This is a genomic window from Vibrio sabulosilitoris (assembly GCF_055391395.1).
In genome coordinates this window covers 1,627,856-1,643,382 of sequence record NZ_AP029599.1, presented here as the reverse complement: position 1 = coordinate 1,643,382, position 15,527 = coordinate 1,627,856, and the positions used below count along the sequence as shown (strand labels likewise).

The 15,527-nt window shown below is 48.9% G+C and carries 10 protein-coding genes; 6 read left to right on the top strand and 4 right to left on the bottom strand.

Annotated features, from left to right (window positions below; all coding sequences use genetic code 11):
* Positions 1-258 precede the first annotated feature (258 nt).
* Complete coding sequence (locus ACZ5R2_RS07815) at positions 259-2,265, top strand: methyl-accepting chemotaxis protein (RefSeq protein WP_464901729.1); 2,007 nt, start codon at positions 259-261, stop codon at positions 2,263-2,265.
* A 398-nt stretch (positions 2,266-2,663) separates the two neighbouring features.
* Positions 2,664-3,833 (top strand): DUF1887 family protein, encoded by a 1,170-nt coding sequence (locus tag ACZ5R2_RS07810; RefSeq protein WP_464901728.1) that lies wholly within the window; start codon positions 2,664-2,666, stop codon positions 3,831-3,833.
* 151 nt (positions 3,834-3,984) lie between these two features.
* Here ACZ5R2_RS07810 and fadR read toward each other — a convergent pair whose 3' ends face one another.
* Positions 3,985-4,824, bottom strand: coding sequence for a fatty acid metabolism transcriptional regulator FadR (gene fadR, locus ACZ5R2_RS07805; protein ID WP_464901727.1), 840 nt, complete (start codon positions 4,822-4,824; stop codon positions 3,985-3,987).
* A gap of 437 nt (positions 4,825-5,261) precedes the next feature.
* Between fadR and dsbB the strand changes: the two genes are divergently transcribed.
* Positions 5,262-5,798, top strand: coding sequence for a disulfide bond formation protein DsbB (gene dsbB, locus ACZ5R2_RS07800; RefSeq protein ID WP_464901726.1), 537 nt, complete (start codon positions 5,262-5,264; stop codon positions 5,796-5,798).
* 279 nt (positions 5,799-6,077) lie between these two features.
* Here dsbB and ACZ5R2_RS07795 read toward each other — a convergent pair whose 3' ends face one another.
* Both ACZ5R2_RS07795 and lrp read right to left on the bottom strand, forming a co-directional pair.
* A complete protein-coding gene (locus tag ACZ5R2_RS07795; RefSeq protein ID WP_464901725.1) occupies positions 6,078-9,062 on the bottom strand; it encodes a DNA translocase FtsK in 2,985 nt (994 codons plus the stop codon).
* Positions 9,063-9,351: 289 nt separating this feature from the next.
* Positions 9,352-9,846, bottom strand: coding sequence for a leucine-responsive transcriptional regulator Lrp (gene lrp, locus ACZ5R2_RS07790; protein ID WP_438459953.1), 495 nt, complete (start codon positions 9,844-9,846; stop codon positions 9,352-9,354).
* A gap of 156 nt (positions 9,847-10,002) precedes the next feature.
* Between lrp and ald the strand changes: the two genes are divergently transcribed.
* Positions 10,003-11,127: an alanine dehydrogenase gene (gene ald, locus ACZ5R2_RS07785; protein ID WP_464901724.1), complete on the top strand. Its 1,125-nt coding sequence runs from the start codon at positions 10,003-10,005 to the stop codon at positions 11,125-11,127.
* Positions 11,128-11,210: 83 nt separating this feature from the next.
* On the opposite strand, the gene yfbV is transcribed toward ald, so the two are convergent.
* Positions 11,211-11,663 carry a terminus macrodomain insulation protein YfbV gene (gene yfbV / locus ACZ5R2_RS07780; protein WP_464901723.1) on the bottom strand — a complete coding sequence of 151 codons (453 nt, stop codon included), beginning with the start codon at positions 11,661-11,663 and terminating at the stop codon, positions 11,211-11,213.
* Between the two features lie 355 nt (positions 11,664-12,018).
* On the opposite strand from yfbV, the gene ACZ5R2_RS07775 reads away from it, so the two are divergent.
* Positions 12,019-13,215, top strand: a complete 1,197-nt coding sequence (locus ACZ5R2_RS07775) for an acetate kinase (protein WP_464901722.1) — start codon at positions 12,019-12,021, stop codon at positions 13,213-13,215.
* Positions 13,216-13,340: 125 nt separating this feature from the next.
* Positions 13,341-15,491, top strand: a complete 2,151-nt coding sequence (pta, locus tag ACZ5R2_RS07770) for a phosphate acetyltransferase (protein WP_464901721.1) — start codon at positions 13,341-13,343, stop codon at positions 15,489-15,491.
* Positions 15,492-15,527: the final 36 nt, after the last annotated feature.

Sequence of the window (15,527 nt, the reverse complement as noted above, 5' to 3'; positions counted from 1 at the left end):
CTGTTAAAGCACAACATAAACCCGACCGATGGCTCATTTATTCACATTGAATCACTGTCACTGAAATATTTGTAAAGTACGTCAAACAATGTGCATTGTACCCAACTCACATTCCTGCTTTAGTAGTGGCGGGAAACAATACCCAATAGGCCTAAATGGCAGGTAAGCGCTTGAAATAAACCAAGCTTCGTGCCGCTTCGGTACTATCAATTTTTATTTTTTGTTCTTTGAACACTTTTTGCTGTTTTTTTGTTGTACATGGAGAGAATTATAATGAACGGTTCAGTTATACGGCGTATGTACGCCGGCTTTGCCTTGATCATTACTTTGTTTGTGATTTCGACTTACCTGATGATCAGCGGCATGAGCCAGCTCCACAGTAATTTTCAATCAGTCTCGAACGTTGCATTACCCCTAGTATCGCAGTCCAACGACACGTCTGTGCGCTTGCTTTCGGCGGATAAGTCATTCAAAGACTTCTTGACTACGGACAACCCAGAGCGCATGGCCGAGGCACGTGAGCAGTTTGCGTTAGCTCAGGACGAGTTTGTTGAAACATTTACCCAGTTAAGTGCGATTAGCCAGCAACACCCTGAACTGGCCAGTCAGATCACCGCTCTGAAAGAGATCGAGTTGCGCTACTTTGCCGAAGCGCAAAATGCGATGGACAACTATGTTGCGATGTTCGCTGCTCATCAAGCAGTTCAAGACTCGACGCGCCGTTTTCAGCGTCTACATACCGAACTTAGCGTTGGCATGAAAGAGTATGTTGATGATGCAGAAAGTGCTTCAGTCAAATTTTTAGCCAAAAGCTACTTTCTAAGATTGCGTGATGCGCAGGTGATCACTAATGATGCGCTCGCGAGCAATGACATTACGTTCGTCACCGAAGCGATCAACGCTAATAAAAAAGCCATCACCCATCTTAACGATTCATTCAACGGACTCGCTGAGCAGATGCCGCGCCTAAAGCGTAACTTTGGTACTGTAGTAGATTCGTTTTCACAAGATATCGGCCAAAAAGGTGGCGTGCTTGACCAGCACAATCAATACCTTCGCTCACGCGCGGCGTTGTATGACAACATTGCCAATCTTGGTGCGGACGTTGATGTTGCAATGGCGCTATTAGGCTCGTTCAACACAGCTGCGTCCAATGGACTCCAGACCTCCCTACAAAACGCCGGAGAGGTCTACGATCAGAGTATCCTGCGCAGCCTATTAGTATTAGCACTGGTGGTGATTCTGGCCACCGGCGTTGGCTATCATATCGCCAGCAGTGTTCGAACTCCATTGACCAACATCCTCAAATCACTTGAGAGCTTGACCAAGGGCGATCTGACCAATCGTATCAAGATTGGCTATAGCAACGAGTTTAGTCGCGTCAGCAACCATATCAACACCCTGGCAGATAGCCTGCACGACATTGTCCAGCGTCTGAATAGCGCCTCAGATGCCTTGACCAATACGGCAAGCGAGAATCAAACCACCTCACAGAATGCGCAAGCCAAACTTAATGCGCAACGTGCACAAACGGCGAGTGTCGCGACGGCGATGACAGAAATGTCGCATTCAGTACAAGAGGTTGCCAACAGTGCCCAAAGCACCTTGACGATGGTTCAAGAGGTTGAAACCGCCTCTAGCTCAGGCCGCAAGATCATGAGCAGTAATATCTCAACCATCAATCAGCTTGAAACTCAGCTACACGACTCCGTCGATGCAGTCGGTGAGCTGCAGAAGATGAGTAGCCAGATTGGCTCAATCCTTGATGTGATTCGCAACATCGCTGAACAGACCAACCTTCTGGCTCTAAACGCCGCCATCGAGGCGGCACGTGCCGGAGAGCAAGGTCGAGGTTTTGCTGTGGTCGCAGATGAAGTCCGTGTTCTAGCGCAGCGCACCACAGAGTCCACCAGCGAGATTGAATCGATGATCAGCAATCTGCAATCTAGTTCGACTACGGCCAGTAAGGTGATTGAGAGCTGTATGCAGGATATGGAGCGCACTGTTGCCCAAGCTTCGGACGCCAATGGGGCAATGGAAGAGGTTCAGGCACTGATCCTGCAAATTAGTCAAATGAGCTCATACATTTCTCAAGCGGCCGGAGAGCAAAGTGAGACCACCGCAGGCATTGCACAGAATATCGAGGAGATTAATGCCATCGCCGATGAGAGCTATCAGGCGATGTCCCAGATCACTGAAACCAGCAGCAGCCTGACTCAGTTGGCGGAAACCCAAGGTGAACTGGTACACCGCTTTAAGCTCTAGGTGAAAGCTCACTCAAATTGTTCACAAAATAGCTGACTTGCTGTCAATCGATAGAAAACATTGTTATAGGGTGGTCATGTGTGATGATCACCCTTGTTTTTTATTCAACTAAGCTTTATATGTCATATACCCAAGTGATCTCAAGATGCAGGATTCAGAGCCAATATACAGGCTCATATCAAGGAAAATGGCTGCAGAAATGGCATCCCCCTTTCAAAGTCATTTGACGCGGAGATGAGCCTGTATATTGGCTCCCTTCGGGCGAGTTTGCTTGGCTGGCCAAGCAAATCTCGCTGAAACTGCATCTTGAGGTTACTTGGGTATAGATATCGTTGAGAGTGCAAGTAGCTTAATTGTTGCACTCGCTCCTTGCCGTTGCATTATAACGAGGACATAAAATGGCAATCCATGTTGGTATTATTGACCAAGACCCTGTCAGGCTAGTTACCCCCTTACTTGATGATCGCAGTGTCGGTCGTCACATCGTCTTTATTGGCGATCGATCACAACAAACTATGTTTGAACGCTTGGCGAGTGTGCTGGCCAAGCGCGACATCACTGCTGAATTCTACCCCATCCCTGATGTGACCAATTCTTCTCAGATTAAACAGTCTGTCACTCAGCTTGCCGAGGATCTCAAACAGCGTGGTGAGAGCATCAAACTCAATGCAAGTTGCGGATTACGCCACCGTCTTTTGTCAGTGTATGAGGTGTTTCGTTCCTACCAGTGGCCAATTTTTGTGGTTGAACCAAACAGTGATACCCTCTGCTGGCTATACTCTGACGGACTTGAAGACGCTCAGGTGCAAGACCACATCACGATTGCCGATTACCTAACCATCTTTGGGGCGCGTGGGGAGTTCAATGACTATGAACTGCCACCGCAACTTGACCAGAAGCTCTATCAACTGGGTGAGAAATGGGCAAGTAACGCACTTGAGCTTGGCCCAGGGCTTGCGACTCTCAATTACCTTGCCACCACCTGCCGTAAGGAGCAATGCTTAGACGTCGAGCTGTCTGAAAAACAACAGGGCTATCGTGAACTCAATATATTACTTGATGACTTGGTGGATGCCGATATCGCCTCATACCAAAAGGGCGTGTTAACCTTTGCCAGTGAGGATGCGCGCCGCTTTGCCAATGGGGAATGGCTAGAAACACTCGTTCACAGCACCGTTAAGCAAATCCAAGATACCGTGCCCACTATCCAAGACCGCTCACTTAACGTGCAAGTGTACCGTCAGCTTGGTGAACGTGAGGTGCGTAATGAGCTCGATGTCGCCTCAGTCGTCAACAATAAGCTGCATATTATTGAATGTAAAACCAAAGGCATGCGTGACGATGGTGATGATACCTTGTACAAACTCGAGTCACTTAAAGATCTATTAGGTGGATTGCAGGCCCGTGCGATGCTAGTGAGTTTCCGCCCACTGCGTTACAACGATATTACCCGTGCCGAAGACCTTGGCCTAGCTCTGATTGGGCCAGATGAGTTAAAAGATCTGCGCCGTCATCTGGTTGAGTGGTTTCAAGCTGCAGGTGGTACCGAATCGCCCATCGCAAACTAGCACCTATCAATAGTTCAGCGTGCATCTTAGGTTTGAGCTGATTGATGCACCTGATGATACGCGCTCTGCGTGACTGAGCTATCTACGCCCATAAAAAATCCCCAAGGCACTAATGTCTTGGGGATTTTTCTAATGCTGTTACTCGATATCGTTATGCATCGTCTTCGGTAAAGTCGGATGGTAGAGTCGTCTTCATCTGATTCCAAACCAGACCACTTTCCATACCATACTGACGCACTACATTGGCGATCTCATCACGCTGACCAGTCTGGCACAGCTCTAACAGCTGTTTGTAGAAATTCAACGCCAAATCTCGCGCCTGAGGGTTGGAGAAGTAGTAGCTGCCTACTCGATCATACAGTTTACGCAGGCCGTTAAATATCAGTCCATAAATCTGGTTGCCCGAGTGGAATGCAAGGCGCTGGAACAACATGTAATCATAGAAATTAAAGGTACGCGCGATCAATGCTGCTTGGCGAACCTCTGCATCTCGTTCACCGTCATCTTTCACTTCCTGTTTGATCTTGTCTCCATAGGGAGAAGACTCGACAAAGCTATCCCAACTCTCAGCGGCAAGCAGGCTTTCACATGACTCGATAATGCTGGTGATCGTGCGCTCTGAGTTCTCTTTATTCGCTTTGAAAGCATAGCGCATGAAAATCGGGCTGATATTCGTGCGTGCTGCCAGAAGATCTTCAACAATCGAAGTGGCGTTGTCTGCGTCCAGTGTCATCAGAGTATCAAGGATATGTAGCCCTGAGGTCTCCATAAACTGATTAACCTTAGTTGGCTTACCATGCTGAATAGTCAACCACCCATCTCGCGCTAAGCGTTGCAGCACCTCACGCAATGTCGTGCGGGTTACGCCGATAAGCTCAGACAATTCACGCTCAGCAGGTAAGATAGAGCCCGGTGGGAATCGACCATTCCAGATGCTCTCAATAATATACTTCTCTGCAAATCCCGCAGGGCTTTTTGCCTTAATAACCATTCAGCTTAAATCCAATTTATTGTGTAACTTTAGTCACTCATCATACCACTAGTTAGATTGATGCGAAAACAAAGTTGTAAGATTCTTTCAACACAGATCAAGCTAGAGTTAACACTCTAATCACAACCCCAATACGCCAAAGTTAATACCCCGAACGGCATGTGAACTCCACGTTAACGCCCATGTCCAGATGGTTAAATTTATCAATGTTAGGCAAAGCCACACACCACCGATGTCGACAGCAGTAATTAAACCGTTTTTGTCTTGTTAGAGCCACTGACCTCAAAAGCAGATAAAAATTTGATTGCGCTAGAAACTTTTCCACGTTAAAAAGCTCTGAGTACTTATGATCTGTTTATCTTTCAATGTCTTTTCTTAGCTAGCTTGCACTTTAAGGCGCGAATAATAAGCAGCCCAGCGCTTTTTATTTACAAGGAATGAATGTGAATTTTCTCTACGGGCTAAAAACCTTTTCTCATAGCCGAGCCTCTTGGCTACTTCTTTTTGCCATTGTCATCGGGCTTGAAGCCACCGCCCTCTATTTTGAGCACGTGATGCTCCTTGCCCCCTGTGTGATGTGTATTTACGAGCGTGTAGCCTTACTTGGCATTGCCATCGCCGCGTTATTCGGTGCGACTGCGCCCAAAAACTCACTCGTACGCTCAGTAGGCCTGATTGGTTGGGGCTACTCGGCCTACCAAGGGCTAAGACTTTCTTTAGAGCATGTCGACTACCAATTTAACCCCTCCCCTTTCAAGACCTGTGATCTGTTTGTCAACTTCCCAGACTGGGCGCCCCTGAACCAATGGGCACCGTGGATGTTCGAAGCCTATGGGGATTGCAGCAAGGTGGTTTGGCAGTTTCTTTCGCTCTCGATGCCACAATGGTTAGTTGTGATCTTCTCACTCAACTTGGTCGCCCTCGCGGTTATCGTTGTTGCACAATTCGCCCGTAAACGAACCCTGTTTCGCTAACGGCTCGCTCGCGCTCTAGGTTCGAGGCGCGAGTGCGGGCTGCGCCCTACGGGGAGCGAGGAGTACAGCGCACGCGGTAGATTACTCGTCTCCCGAGAAAAGATAGGGTCACAATGCAAACCTTACTCCAAATAAAAAGCAGAGCTTGATAGCTCTGCTTTTTATTTATCCGTGACCTTGCCTCATATGTCTCTAAAACGCTGTGAGATCACAAGAGCTACACGCGGCCACGATAACACTCGCTCCTCGAAACGAAGTGTACTCGAACCTCGCCCCTAATTAATTCACGTCGCGATTTGGTGCCGGAGCTAAAACCTCGCGGTTGCCGTTGTGTCCTGGAGCGCTCACAATCCCTTGTGCTTCTAACTGTTCGACGATTCGCGCTGCGCGGTTGTAACCAATCTTAAAACGGCGCTGAACGCCGGAAACCGAGCCGCGACGTGATTGCACTACGTGTTCCACGACTTGGTCGAACAGCGGGTCCACCTCTTCGTCACCCTCAGGCTGCTCGCCCGGTAACAGCCCTTCTGGGCCTTGGTCACCACTGGTAATAGCCTCAATGTAGTTTGGCTTACCGCGTGCCTTCCAGTTATTCACCACCGCATGCACATCATCATCAGAGGCAAATGCCCCGTGAACGCGGATGGTATGACTTGAGCCTGGTGGTAAGTAGAGCATATCACCCATTCCAAGCAGCGATTCTGCGCCACCTTGATCAAGAATAGTGCGTGAGTCAGTCTTGGTCGAAACGGTAAAGGCAACACGAGTTGGGATGTTAGCCTTGATTAGGCCAGTGATCACGTCAACCGACGGTCGCTGTGTTGCCAAGATCAAATGAATACCCGCCGCGCGCGCTTTTTGTGCCAGCCTTGCAATCAGCTCCTCAACTTTCTTACCAACAACCATCATCAAGTCGGCAAACTCATCGACGATCACAACGATATAAGGAAGCTTCTCCAGCAGTGGTGGCTCTGGATCCATGCTATCGCCCGCCTGCCACAATGGATCATGGATTGGATGTCCTGCCTCAGCTGCCATCTTCAGTTTGTCATTGAAACCTTTGATATTTCGCACACCCAATGCCGACATAAGCTTGTAGCGACGCTCCATCTCTCCGACACACCAGCGCAGAGCGTTAGAGGCGTCTTTCATATCAGTAACGACTTCAGAGAGCAGATGAGGAATGCCTTCATAGACAGAAAGCTCGAGCATTTTCGGGTCAATCATAATAAAGCGTACCTCCTCAGGGGTCGCTTTATACAGCATGCTGAGGATCATCACGTTCACCCCAACCGATTTACCCGAGCCAGTCGTACCAGCGACCAGTACATGGGGCATTTTTGCCAGATCGGCGATGACCGCCTCACCAGCGATATCTTGTCCAAGCACAACAGTGGTGGGTGATTTTGCTTCCACAAAGTGCTGGCTGCCAACCACGTCAGAGAAGTAGACAGTCTGGCGACTCATATTCGGCAGTTCAAGGCCCACATAAGGCTTGCCTGGGATCACCTCCACCACACGTACCGCCATTGCAGACAGTGAACGAGCTAAGTCCATCGACAGTCCAGAGATCCGGCTCACCTTCACGCCCGGTGCGAGATCCAGCTCGAAGCGAGTGATCACAGGGCCAGGGAAAATATCCACCACACGAGCCTGGATCTTGTAGTCCGCCAACTTAGACTCCACCAAGCGCGCAATACCTTCAAGTGCTTCGCGGTCGATGAAATTCTCACGCTTCTCAGGATGATAAAGTAGCTCAAGTGTTGGCATCGGCTCAGTCGGCTTAGGCAGGTTCGTCTCCGCTTGGACCAAAAATGGGTTCTGCTGCGCGGCTATGTTTTGCTGCGCCTCTTTCACCATCGACTGAAACGCGGCCACGTCCTCATCTTCATCAGAGACTTCTTCTACACTGTCGGCATAGTCACTACTGTGCTCAGGTGGTGCAACTTCTATAGCGTCGTCGATCTCTGTCAGTGCCGGGATAACACTTTCCGACTCATCATCAATATCAATCGCAGAAAAGCTTGGCATCATCTCTTCTTCAAGATCGACATCCAAGACACTCTCAGAAGCCGCTACACTGCGCTTGTGAGGTGAATCAAAGACCTCAATCTCATCATCATCGCTGTCCGCTGCCGCCATTGGTTGTGGTTCACTCTCTGGTGGTTCACTCTCAACCGCGAGGTCATCATCGGCCATTGCTTGACGCTCAAGGTCAGCAATCGTCGCTTCCAGTTGCTGGCTGCGCGGCGCATGCTCATCGATATCAAACTGATCCTCTTCAAACGTGCTGAGCTCCTGCTCTTTGTTAGTAAGCTCTTGAGTTCGAGTAGCAAGTTCTTGAGCTTGAGCCTTTGGTTCCTGGGCTTGAGTAGCTAGTGTCTGGGCTTGATAAGGTGCTTGTTGAGCCGTTTGGCTCTCTGGCATATGAATATTGTAACGACGGCTCTCCTGCGCCTCGGAGGTCCGTCTTGGGGTCGCAAACAACGGATCATGACCGATGCTCTCTTGAGGCTCGGCGTTGACCAAAGCGACTTCCGGTGACGAGTTTAAATCAATAACTTCACGCTCAGCCTGATCGTGCTCCAACTGTGGCTGATAGACGCGACGCTGCTCACCACGAATTTTGCCAAGTAGCGTTTGTCCAGCGAGAATCGTACGCTCTCCCAGCCACTCAACGATGGTTAACCAGGATAGACCGGTCAATAACGTAAAGCCGGCACCCCAGACAAACAACATAACGAGGGTCGTACCGAGAACATTAAACAGTGGCAATGCGATACTCGACAAAACATCGCCAATCACGCCACCGGAGGAGAATTTCCAGATATCATCAAAGTTGATATCGGCAAGAACACAACTGGTTAAGATCAGGGTAACTAAGCCGATCAGCTTGGTCCCCCACATCATAAAATCAATCTCTTCATCATCTCTGCGAGATCGTAAGGTCACCCAGGCAGCCATGGTAACGATAAACGGAATGATGTAAGCAAGGATGCCAAAGGTAAAGAACATCGTATCAGCCAGCCAAGCACCAATTCGTCCCGCCGAATTTTGCACTTCCGCTTCCCAACTGGTTTGGGACCACGACGGGTCGGCTGGATTGAAGGTAAACAGCGCGATCGCCAAAAAGACCGAACCTAAGATCAACAAAATCAGTCCTGCCTCACGCAGTCTCTGGATTCCGCTTAGCTTTTGGTTCTGGTCGTTGTGGCCAGTTTTTATAATGGTTTTGACCGTTTTTGCTTTGTTCTGCATGAACATGATGATTCTTATTTTTGGAAAGACACAGTATACCCAAGTGACCTCGAGATACAGACGTCAGAGTCGATATAGAGACTCATACGACGTGGAGATGAGTCTCTATGTTGACTCCCTTCGGGCGAGTTTGCTTTTGTACAGGTGCCCTTGGCAATTTCCAAGTCTTGAGGTTATTTGGGTAGATAAACAAACTGAGCGGCCTATGCCGCTCAGAAAGATTTAAACACAATGCCTTAAAAAACCCAATGAATTAACATGAGAAAATCAGGGTAGTGCGAGATTTTTGCCAGAATTAACGGGTCTTGATGACCAGTTGGTTGGTTTGCTTGACTTCTTCCATGACCACATAGGTACGAGTGTCATTCACTCCCGGTAGGCGCAGCAGTGTGTCACCAAGCAGCTTACGATACGCACTCATGTCCGATACGCGGGTTTTCAACAGGTAGTCAAAATCACCAGACACTAGGTGACACTCTTGGATATCATCCAACCGCTGCACCGCGTTGTTAAATTCATCAAACACGTCTGGTGTACCACGATTAAGCGTGATCTCGACAAACACCAACAGTGAGGCATCGAGATACTGCGGATTCAGCAGCGCTGTATAACCGGTAATGTAACCCTGTCGCTCTAAGCGACGCACACGCTCCAAACACGGGGTTGGTGACAACCCAACACGCTTTGAGAGCTCTACATTCGAAATTCGACCATCTTTTTGTAACTCGTTCAGAATGTTACGGTCGATTCTGTCTAGATCCTTGGACGGCTTCTTGTAATTGTCTGCCATTTTTTATTCCACCTTATTACTTCCTTGCAAAAATTTATACTACAACTTCTTAATATTCAGCATCATAATTTGCCAGCACACTACTATACTAGCAATAAATTCGATGATTTAACCCCAAAAACAGTTATTACCACCATAATGTTACGAGGAGTCAGGATGATCATTGGCGTACCTAAGGAAATCAAAAATCACGAATACCGTGTCGGTATGATCCCCGCGAGTGTGCGAGAGCTGATCGCACACGGTCACCAAATCTATATGGAAACCCAAGCCGGTGCTGGCATTGGGTTCTCAGATGAAGATTACATCTCTGTAGGCGCATCCATTCTTCCTACTGCTGCTGAGGTGTATGCCAAAGCAGATATGATCGTTAAGGTCAAAGAACCTCAAACTGGCGAGCGAACCATGCTCAAAGAGGGGCAAATTTTATTTACCTATTTACACCTTGCTCCAGATTTTCCACAAACTGAAGAGCTTATCAAGAGCAAAGCCGTCTGTATTGCCTATGAGACTGTAACAGATAATGTGGGTCGCTTGCCACTATTAGCTCCAATGTCAGAGGTTGCCGGGCGAATGTCTATCCAAGCTGGAGCATTAACCCTAGAGAAATCAAAAGGTGGTTTGGGGTTATTACTTGGCGGCGTCCCAGGTGTAGAGCCTGCAAAAGTCGTGATCATTGGTGGTGGCGTTGTCGGTGCCAACGCAGCGAGAATGGCGGTTGGCCTACGCGCGGACGTCACTATCCTTGACCGCAACATCGATACCCTGCGCCGCCTTGATGAGGAGTTTCAAGGGCGTGCCAAGTTGGTCTACTCAACCACTGATGCGATCGAGAAGCATGTTTTACAGGCTGACCTCGTTATTGGTGCCGTGCTTATCCCTGGTGCGGCGGCGCCCAAATTAGTCACCCGCGCTATGCTAGGCAAAATGAAAGCGGGCGCAGCAATCGTCGATGTCGCTATCGATCAAGGTGGATGTTTCGAAACGTCAAAGGCGACCACACACGCCGAACCAACCTATATTGTCGACGATGTGGTTCACTACTGTGTCGCCAACATGCCCGGCGCTGTCGCGAGAACCTCTACCTTTGCTCTCAACAATGCCACCCTACCCTACATCGTAAACCTTGCAAATAACGGCTATCAAAAAGCCCTACTCTCAGACAGTGGCTTCTTGGCCGGTCTCAACGTGATCCATGGAAAAGTCACTTGTAAAGAGGTCGCGGACGCGTTTGGGCTCGAGTATGTTGATGCTAGGGAAGCGATAACACTATTTTCCTGACGGAAGAGGCGAGAATCGAGAGTCGAGAGGCGAGAAGTAGAACCCTCTCGCTTCTCGCAGCAACGCGGTCTCGACTCTCGCTTCTAAAACCAGCGCTCCAGCGCTGTTTTATCAAGCTGGCGGAAGGCGCGATTAAGGACTGAGGCGAGCTCTTTGTAACGAGGCTTATTTTTGATGGGTTCTAGGGCAAAACCGCTGTCTAAAACCTTTTGGTGTAACTCCCGGTACCAAGCTGCGAGTGCTGGAGGAAGTGGGGTGTTGGCTCGGTTGCCTAGCCACCACATGCCTTGTAAGGGGAGACTGATCGCAAACAATGCGACCACTATTGCTTGTGGCATCGCTGAGGCATTATCAAAAGCCATCTGCGTCAATACCGCGATGGCGGCCACAGCGGGCATGACTTTGATGGCGAACTTGGTTGCCTTGATCACGCGTGCCTCTGGAAAGAGTGGATTAAGCTCTTTTCTCATCGGCCAAATGTCCATGTACTGCTGACCGTCTTTCATACTGTGAATGAAGCCTACTTGTCTGCTCATCGCACCCTCCCCAGGCTCTCAGACCACTTTTTTGCTAGAAAAATTGAATCTATCAACAAATCCTGTAAAAAATTGACCCGAGTTAATATTTTTTCAAATTTTTTTGTTATATTGCGCCAACATCGCTATTCTATGCCGACTCTTACTCTCATTGTTGCCCTTATTTAGCCATAAGGCAACCTTGATAAGTCATTGCATGGAATGCTGTCCAACGACACAAAGTACGTTGGTCCTTATATACGGAAATTCAAGGTTTCTGACCAAGGTGAGTAGCACTTTTTAGGGTGTCTACTAATCTTGTAATTGATTTTCACCCTAACTGAATAAATTTCAGTCAATTTACAGGTAGTCAACCATGTCTAAGCTAGTTTTAGTTTTAAACTGCGGTAGTTCTTCTCTTAAGTTTGCAATTGTCGATGCTGACAACGGCGACGAGCACCTAACCGGTCTTGCAGAGTGTCTTCACCTTCCAGAAGCTCGCATCAAGTGGAAACTTGACGGCAAGCACGAAGCACAGCTAGGTGACGGCGCAGCTCACGAAGAAGCGCTATCTTTTATCGTTGAAACTATTCTTGCTTCTAAGCCAGAACTTGCAGATCAACTTGCTGCAATCGGTCACCGTGTTGTACACGGCGGCGAGAAATTCACTCAGTCTGTTCTTATCGATGATGCAGTACTTAAGGGTATCGAAGACTGTGCTACTCTAGCACCTCTTCACAACCCAGCGGCAATCGTTGGTATCAAAGCGGCTCAAAAAGCGTTCCCAGCTCTGAAGAACTCTGCAGTATTCGATACAGCGTTCCACCAGACTATGCCTGAAGAAGCGTACCTATACGCACTTCCATACAACCTATACAAAGAGCACGGTATCCGTCGCTACGGTATGCACGGTACTTCTCACCTATTCATCGCTCGCGAAGTTGCTGAGCGTCTAGGCAAGCCAGTTGAAGAGCTAAACATCATCAACTGTCACCTAGGTAACGGTGCTTCTGTATGTGCAATCAAGAACGGTCAGTCTGTAGATACTTCTATGGGTCTAACTCCTCTTGAAGGTCTAGTAATGGGTACGCGTTCTGGTGACATCGACCCTGCGATCATCTTCCACCTACACGACGCGCTAGGTTACTCTGTTGAGCAAATCAACAACATGCTGACTAAAGAGTCTGGCCTAATGGGTCTGACTGAAGTTACACCTGACTGTCGTTACATCGAAGATAACTTCGGTAAAGAAGAAGCAGCAACGCGCGCTATGGACGTAATGACTCGTCGCCTAGCTAAGTACGTAGCTGGTTACACTGCAACTCTAGACGGTCGTCTAGACGCTATCGTATTCACTGGCGGTATCGGTGAGAACGGCGCGCCAATCCGTGAACTAGTGCTTAACCGCCTAGGTATCTTCGGTATCGAAGTTGACGGTGAAGCTAACCTGAAAGCTCGCTTCGGCGGCGAAGGCGTGATCACCACTGCAGACAGCCGTATCCCTGCAATGGTTGTTTCAACCAACGAAGAGCTAGTGATTGCTGAAGATACTGCGCGTCTAGCAGGTCTTTAATCTACTCTAAGCTGGCTGACCTTTTAAGGTCGGCCAGTTTTTTTTCTGGGCTCGCAGAGACCATCCATACCCCGGTTTGAGTTGGCGAGTTCTCTCACAAATATATAGTTAGAGGTCCCACTTAAATGTCCCGTACTATTATGCTTATCCCAACTAGCGCAGGCATTGGCCTGACTGGCGTTAGCATGGGTGTGCTTCGTGCAATGGAGCGCAAAGGCGTTAAAGTTTCTTTCTACAAGCCAATCGCTCAACCTCGCAACGGTGGTGATCAGCCGGATCTTACTTCGACTGTTGTTGGCGCAAACAACGACGTGAAAGTTGGTGAGCCATTGCCAATGTCAGCTACTGAGAGTCTGATCGGTAACGACAACATGGATGAGCTACTAGAAACTATTGTTGAGCGTTACAACCAGATCAACAAAGATGCTGACGTAACACTTATCGAAGGTCTAGTACCAACGCGTAAGCACCCATTTGCTAACCAAGTGAACGCGGAAATTGCGGCAACACTTGGCGCTGAAATCGTGCTAGTTGCAACTCCAGGTAACGACAACCCGACTCAACTTAAAGAGCGTATCGAAGTAGCATGTTCTAACTTCGGCGGTACTAAGAACAAGAGTATCTCGGGCGTGATCATCAACAAGCTAAACGCACCTGTTGATGACGCTGGCCGTACTCGCCCTGACCTATCTGAAATCTTTGACGATGCAGAAGGCGAAGGCGGTAAGTACAACGAAATGAAGATGATGGAAATCTTCAATACTAGCCCAATCCGTGTTCTAGGTTGTGTGCCATGGAGCATCGATCTAATCGCGACTCGCGCAACTGATATGGCGAAGCACCTAAACGCTGAAGTAATCAACGAAGGTGATATCAACACTCGTCGTATCAAGAGCATCACATTCTGTGCACGCTCTCTGCCACACATGATCGAGCACTTCAAGCCAGGCTCACTACTAGTGACCTCAGCTGACCGTCCAGACGTACTGGTTGCAGCATCACTTGCAGCAATGAACGGCGTTGAAATCGGTGCGGTACTGATGACTGGCGGCTACGAAATCCCAGCAGAAATCGAAGCACTATGTAAGCCTGCATTCGACTCAGGTCTACCTATCTTCACTGCACAAGGTAACACTTGGCAGACCTCTTTGAACCTACAGAGCTTCAGCCTTGAAGTCCCTGCAGACGACAAAGAGCGCATCGAGCTAATCAAAGATCACGTTGCAGGTCACATCGACGGCAACTGGATCGAGTCAATGACCGAAGGCACTCAGAAGTCTCGTCGCCTAAGCCCACCAGCGTTCCGTTACCAGCTAACTGAATTCGCCCGTCGTGCTGGCAAGCGTATCGTTCTTCCTGAGGGTGATGAGCCACGTACGGTTAAAGCCGCGGCTATCTGTGCTGAGCGCGGTATCGCAGAGTGTGTGCTTCTAGGTAACCCAGAAGAGATCAAACGCGTTGCTGCGCAGCAAGGTGTTGAGCTTGGCGCTGGCGTTCAAATCATCGATGCTGACGCGGTTCGTGAGAACTACGTTGCTCGTCTGGTTGAACTACGTGCGAAGAAAGGCATGACTGAAGTAGTTGCTCGTGAGAAGCTGCAAGACTCCGTATTCCTGGGCACTATGATGCTTGAGAACGACGAAGTTGACGGCCTAGTATCTGGCGCGGTTCACACCACGGCAAACACTATCGTTCCTCCGTTCCAGATCATCAAGACTGCACCTGATGCGTCTATCGTATCTTCTGTGTTCTTCATGCTACTGCCTGACCAAGTATTGGTTTACGGTGACTGTGCGATCAACCCAGATCCAACCGCTGAGCAGCTTGCTGAGATTGCTATCCAATCTGCAGATTCTGCTGCGGCATTCGGTATCGACCCACGCGTTGCAATGATCTCTTACTCTACTGGTGAATCTGGTAAGGGTGCAGACGTTGATAAAGTACGTGAAGCCACCAAGCTTGCTCAAGAGAAGCGTCCTGATCTCGTGATCGACGGTCCTCTACAGTACGACGCGGCAATCATGGAGAACGTAGCAGCTTCTAAAGCACCTAACTCTCCAGTAGCAGGTAAAGCGACGGTATTCGTATTCCCAGACCTAAACACGGGTAACACGACTTACAAAGCGGTACAGCGTTCAGCAGACCTAGTTTCTATCGGTCCAATGCTGCAAGGTATGCGCAAGCCTGTAAACGATCTATCTCGTGGCGCACTTGTTGACGATATCGTCTACACAATCGCTCTAACGGCAATCCAGGCTGACCAAGAAGCGAAGTAATCGTTTTATTGAGTCCCGGACTAGAAAAGCCTCCGC

Bases quoted from the DNA above. Each gene is read 5' to 3' on its own strand.
- ACZ5R2_RS07815 (WP_464901729.1), top strand. From the start codon at position 259: ATGGAGAGAATTATAATGAACGGTTCAGTTATACGGCGTATGTACGCC.
- ACZ5R2_RS07810 (WP_464901728.1), top strand. From the start codon at position 2,664: ATGGCAATCCATGTTGGTATTATTGACCAAGACCCTGTCAGGCTAGTT.
- fadR (WP_464901727.1), bottom strand. From the start codon at position 4,824: ATGGTTATTAAGGCAAAAAGCCCTGCGGGATTTGCAGAGAAGTATATT.
- dsbB (WP_464901726.1), top strand. From the start codon at position 5,262: ATGAATGTGAATTTTCTCTACGGGCTAAAAACCTTTTCTCATAGCCGA.
- ACZ5R2_RS07795 (WP_464901725.1), bottom strand. From the start codon at position 9,062: ATGTTCATGCAGAACAAAGCAAAAACGGTCAAAACCATTATAAAAACT.
- lrp (WP_438459953.1), bottom strand. From the start codon at position 9,846: ATGGCAGACAATTACAAGAAGCCGTCCAAGGATCTAGACAGAATCGAC.
- ald (WP_464901724.1), top strand. From the start codon at position 10,003: ATGATCATTGGCGTACCTAAGGAAATCAAAAATCACGAATACCGTGTC.
- yfbV (WP_464901723.1), bottom strand. From the start codon at position 11,663: ATGAGCAGACAAGTAGGCTTCATTCACAGTATGAAAGACGGTCAGCAG.
- ACZ5R2_RS07775 (WP_464901722.1), top strand. From the start codon at position 12,019: ATGTCTAAGCTAGTTTTAGTTTTAAACTGCGGTAGTTCTTCTCTTAAG.
- pta (WP_464901721.1), top strand. From the start codon at position 13,341: ATGTCCCGTACTATTATGCTTATCCCAACTAGCGCAGGCATTGGCCTG.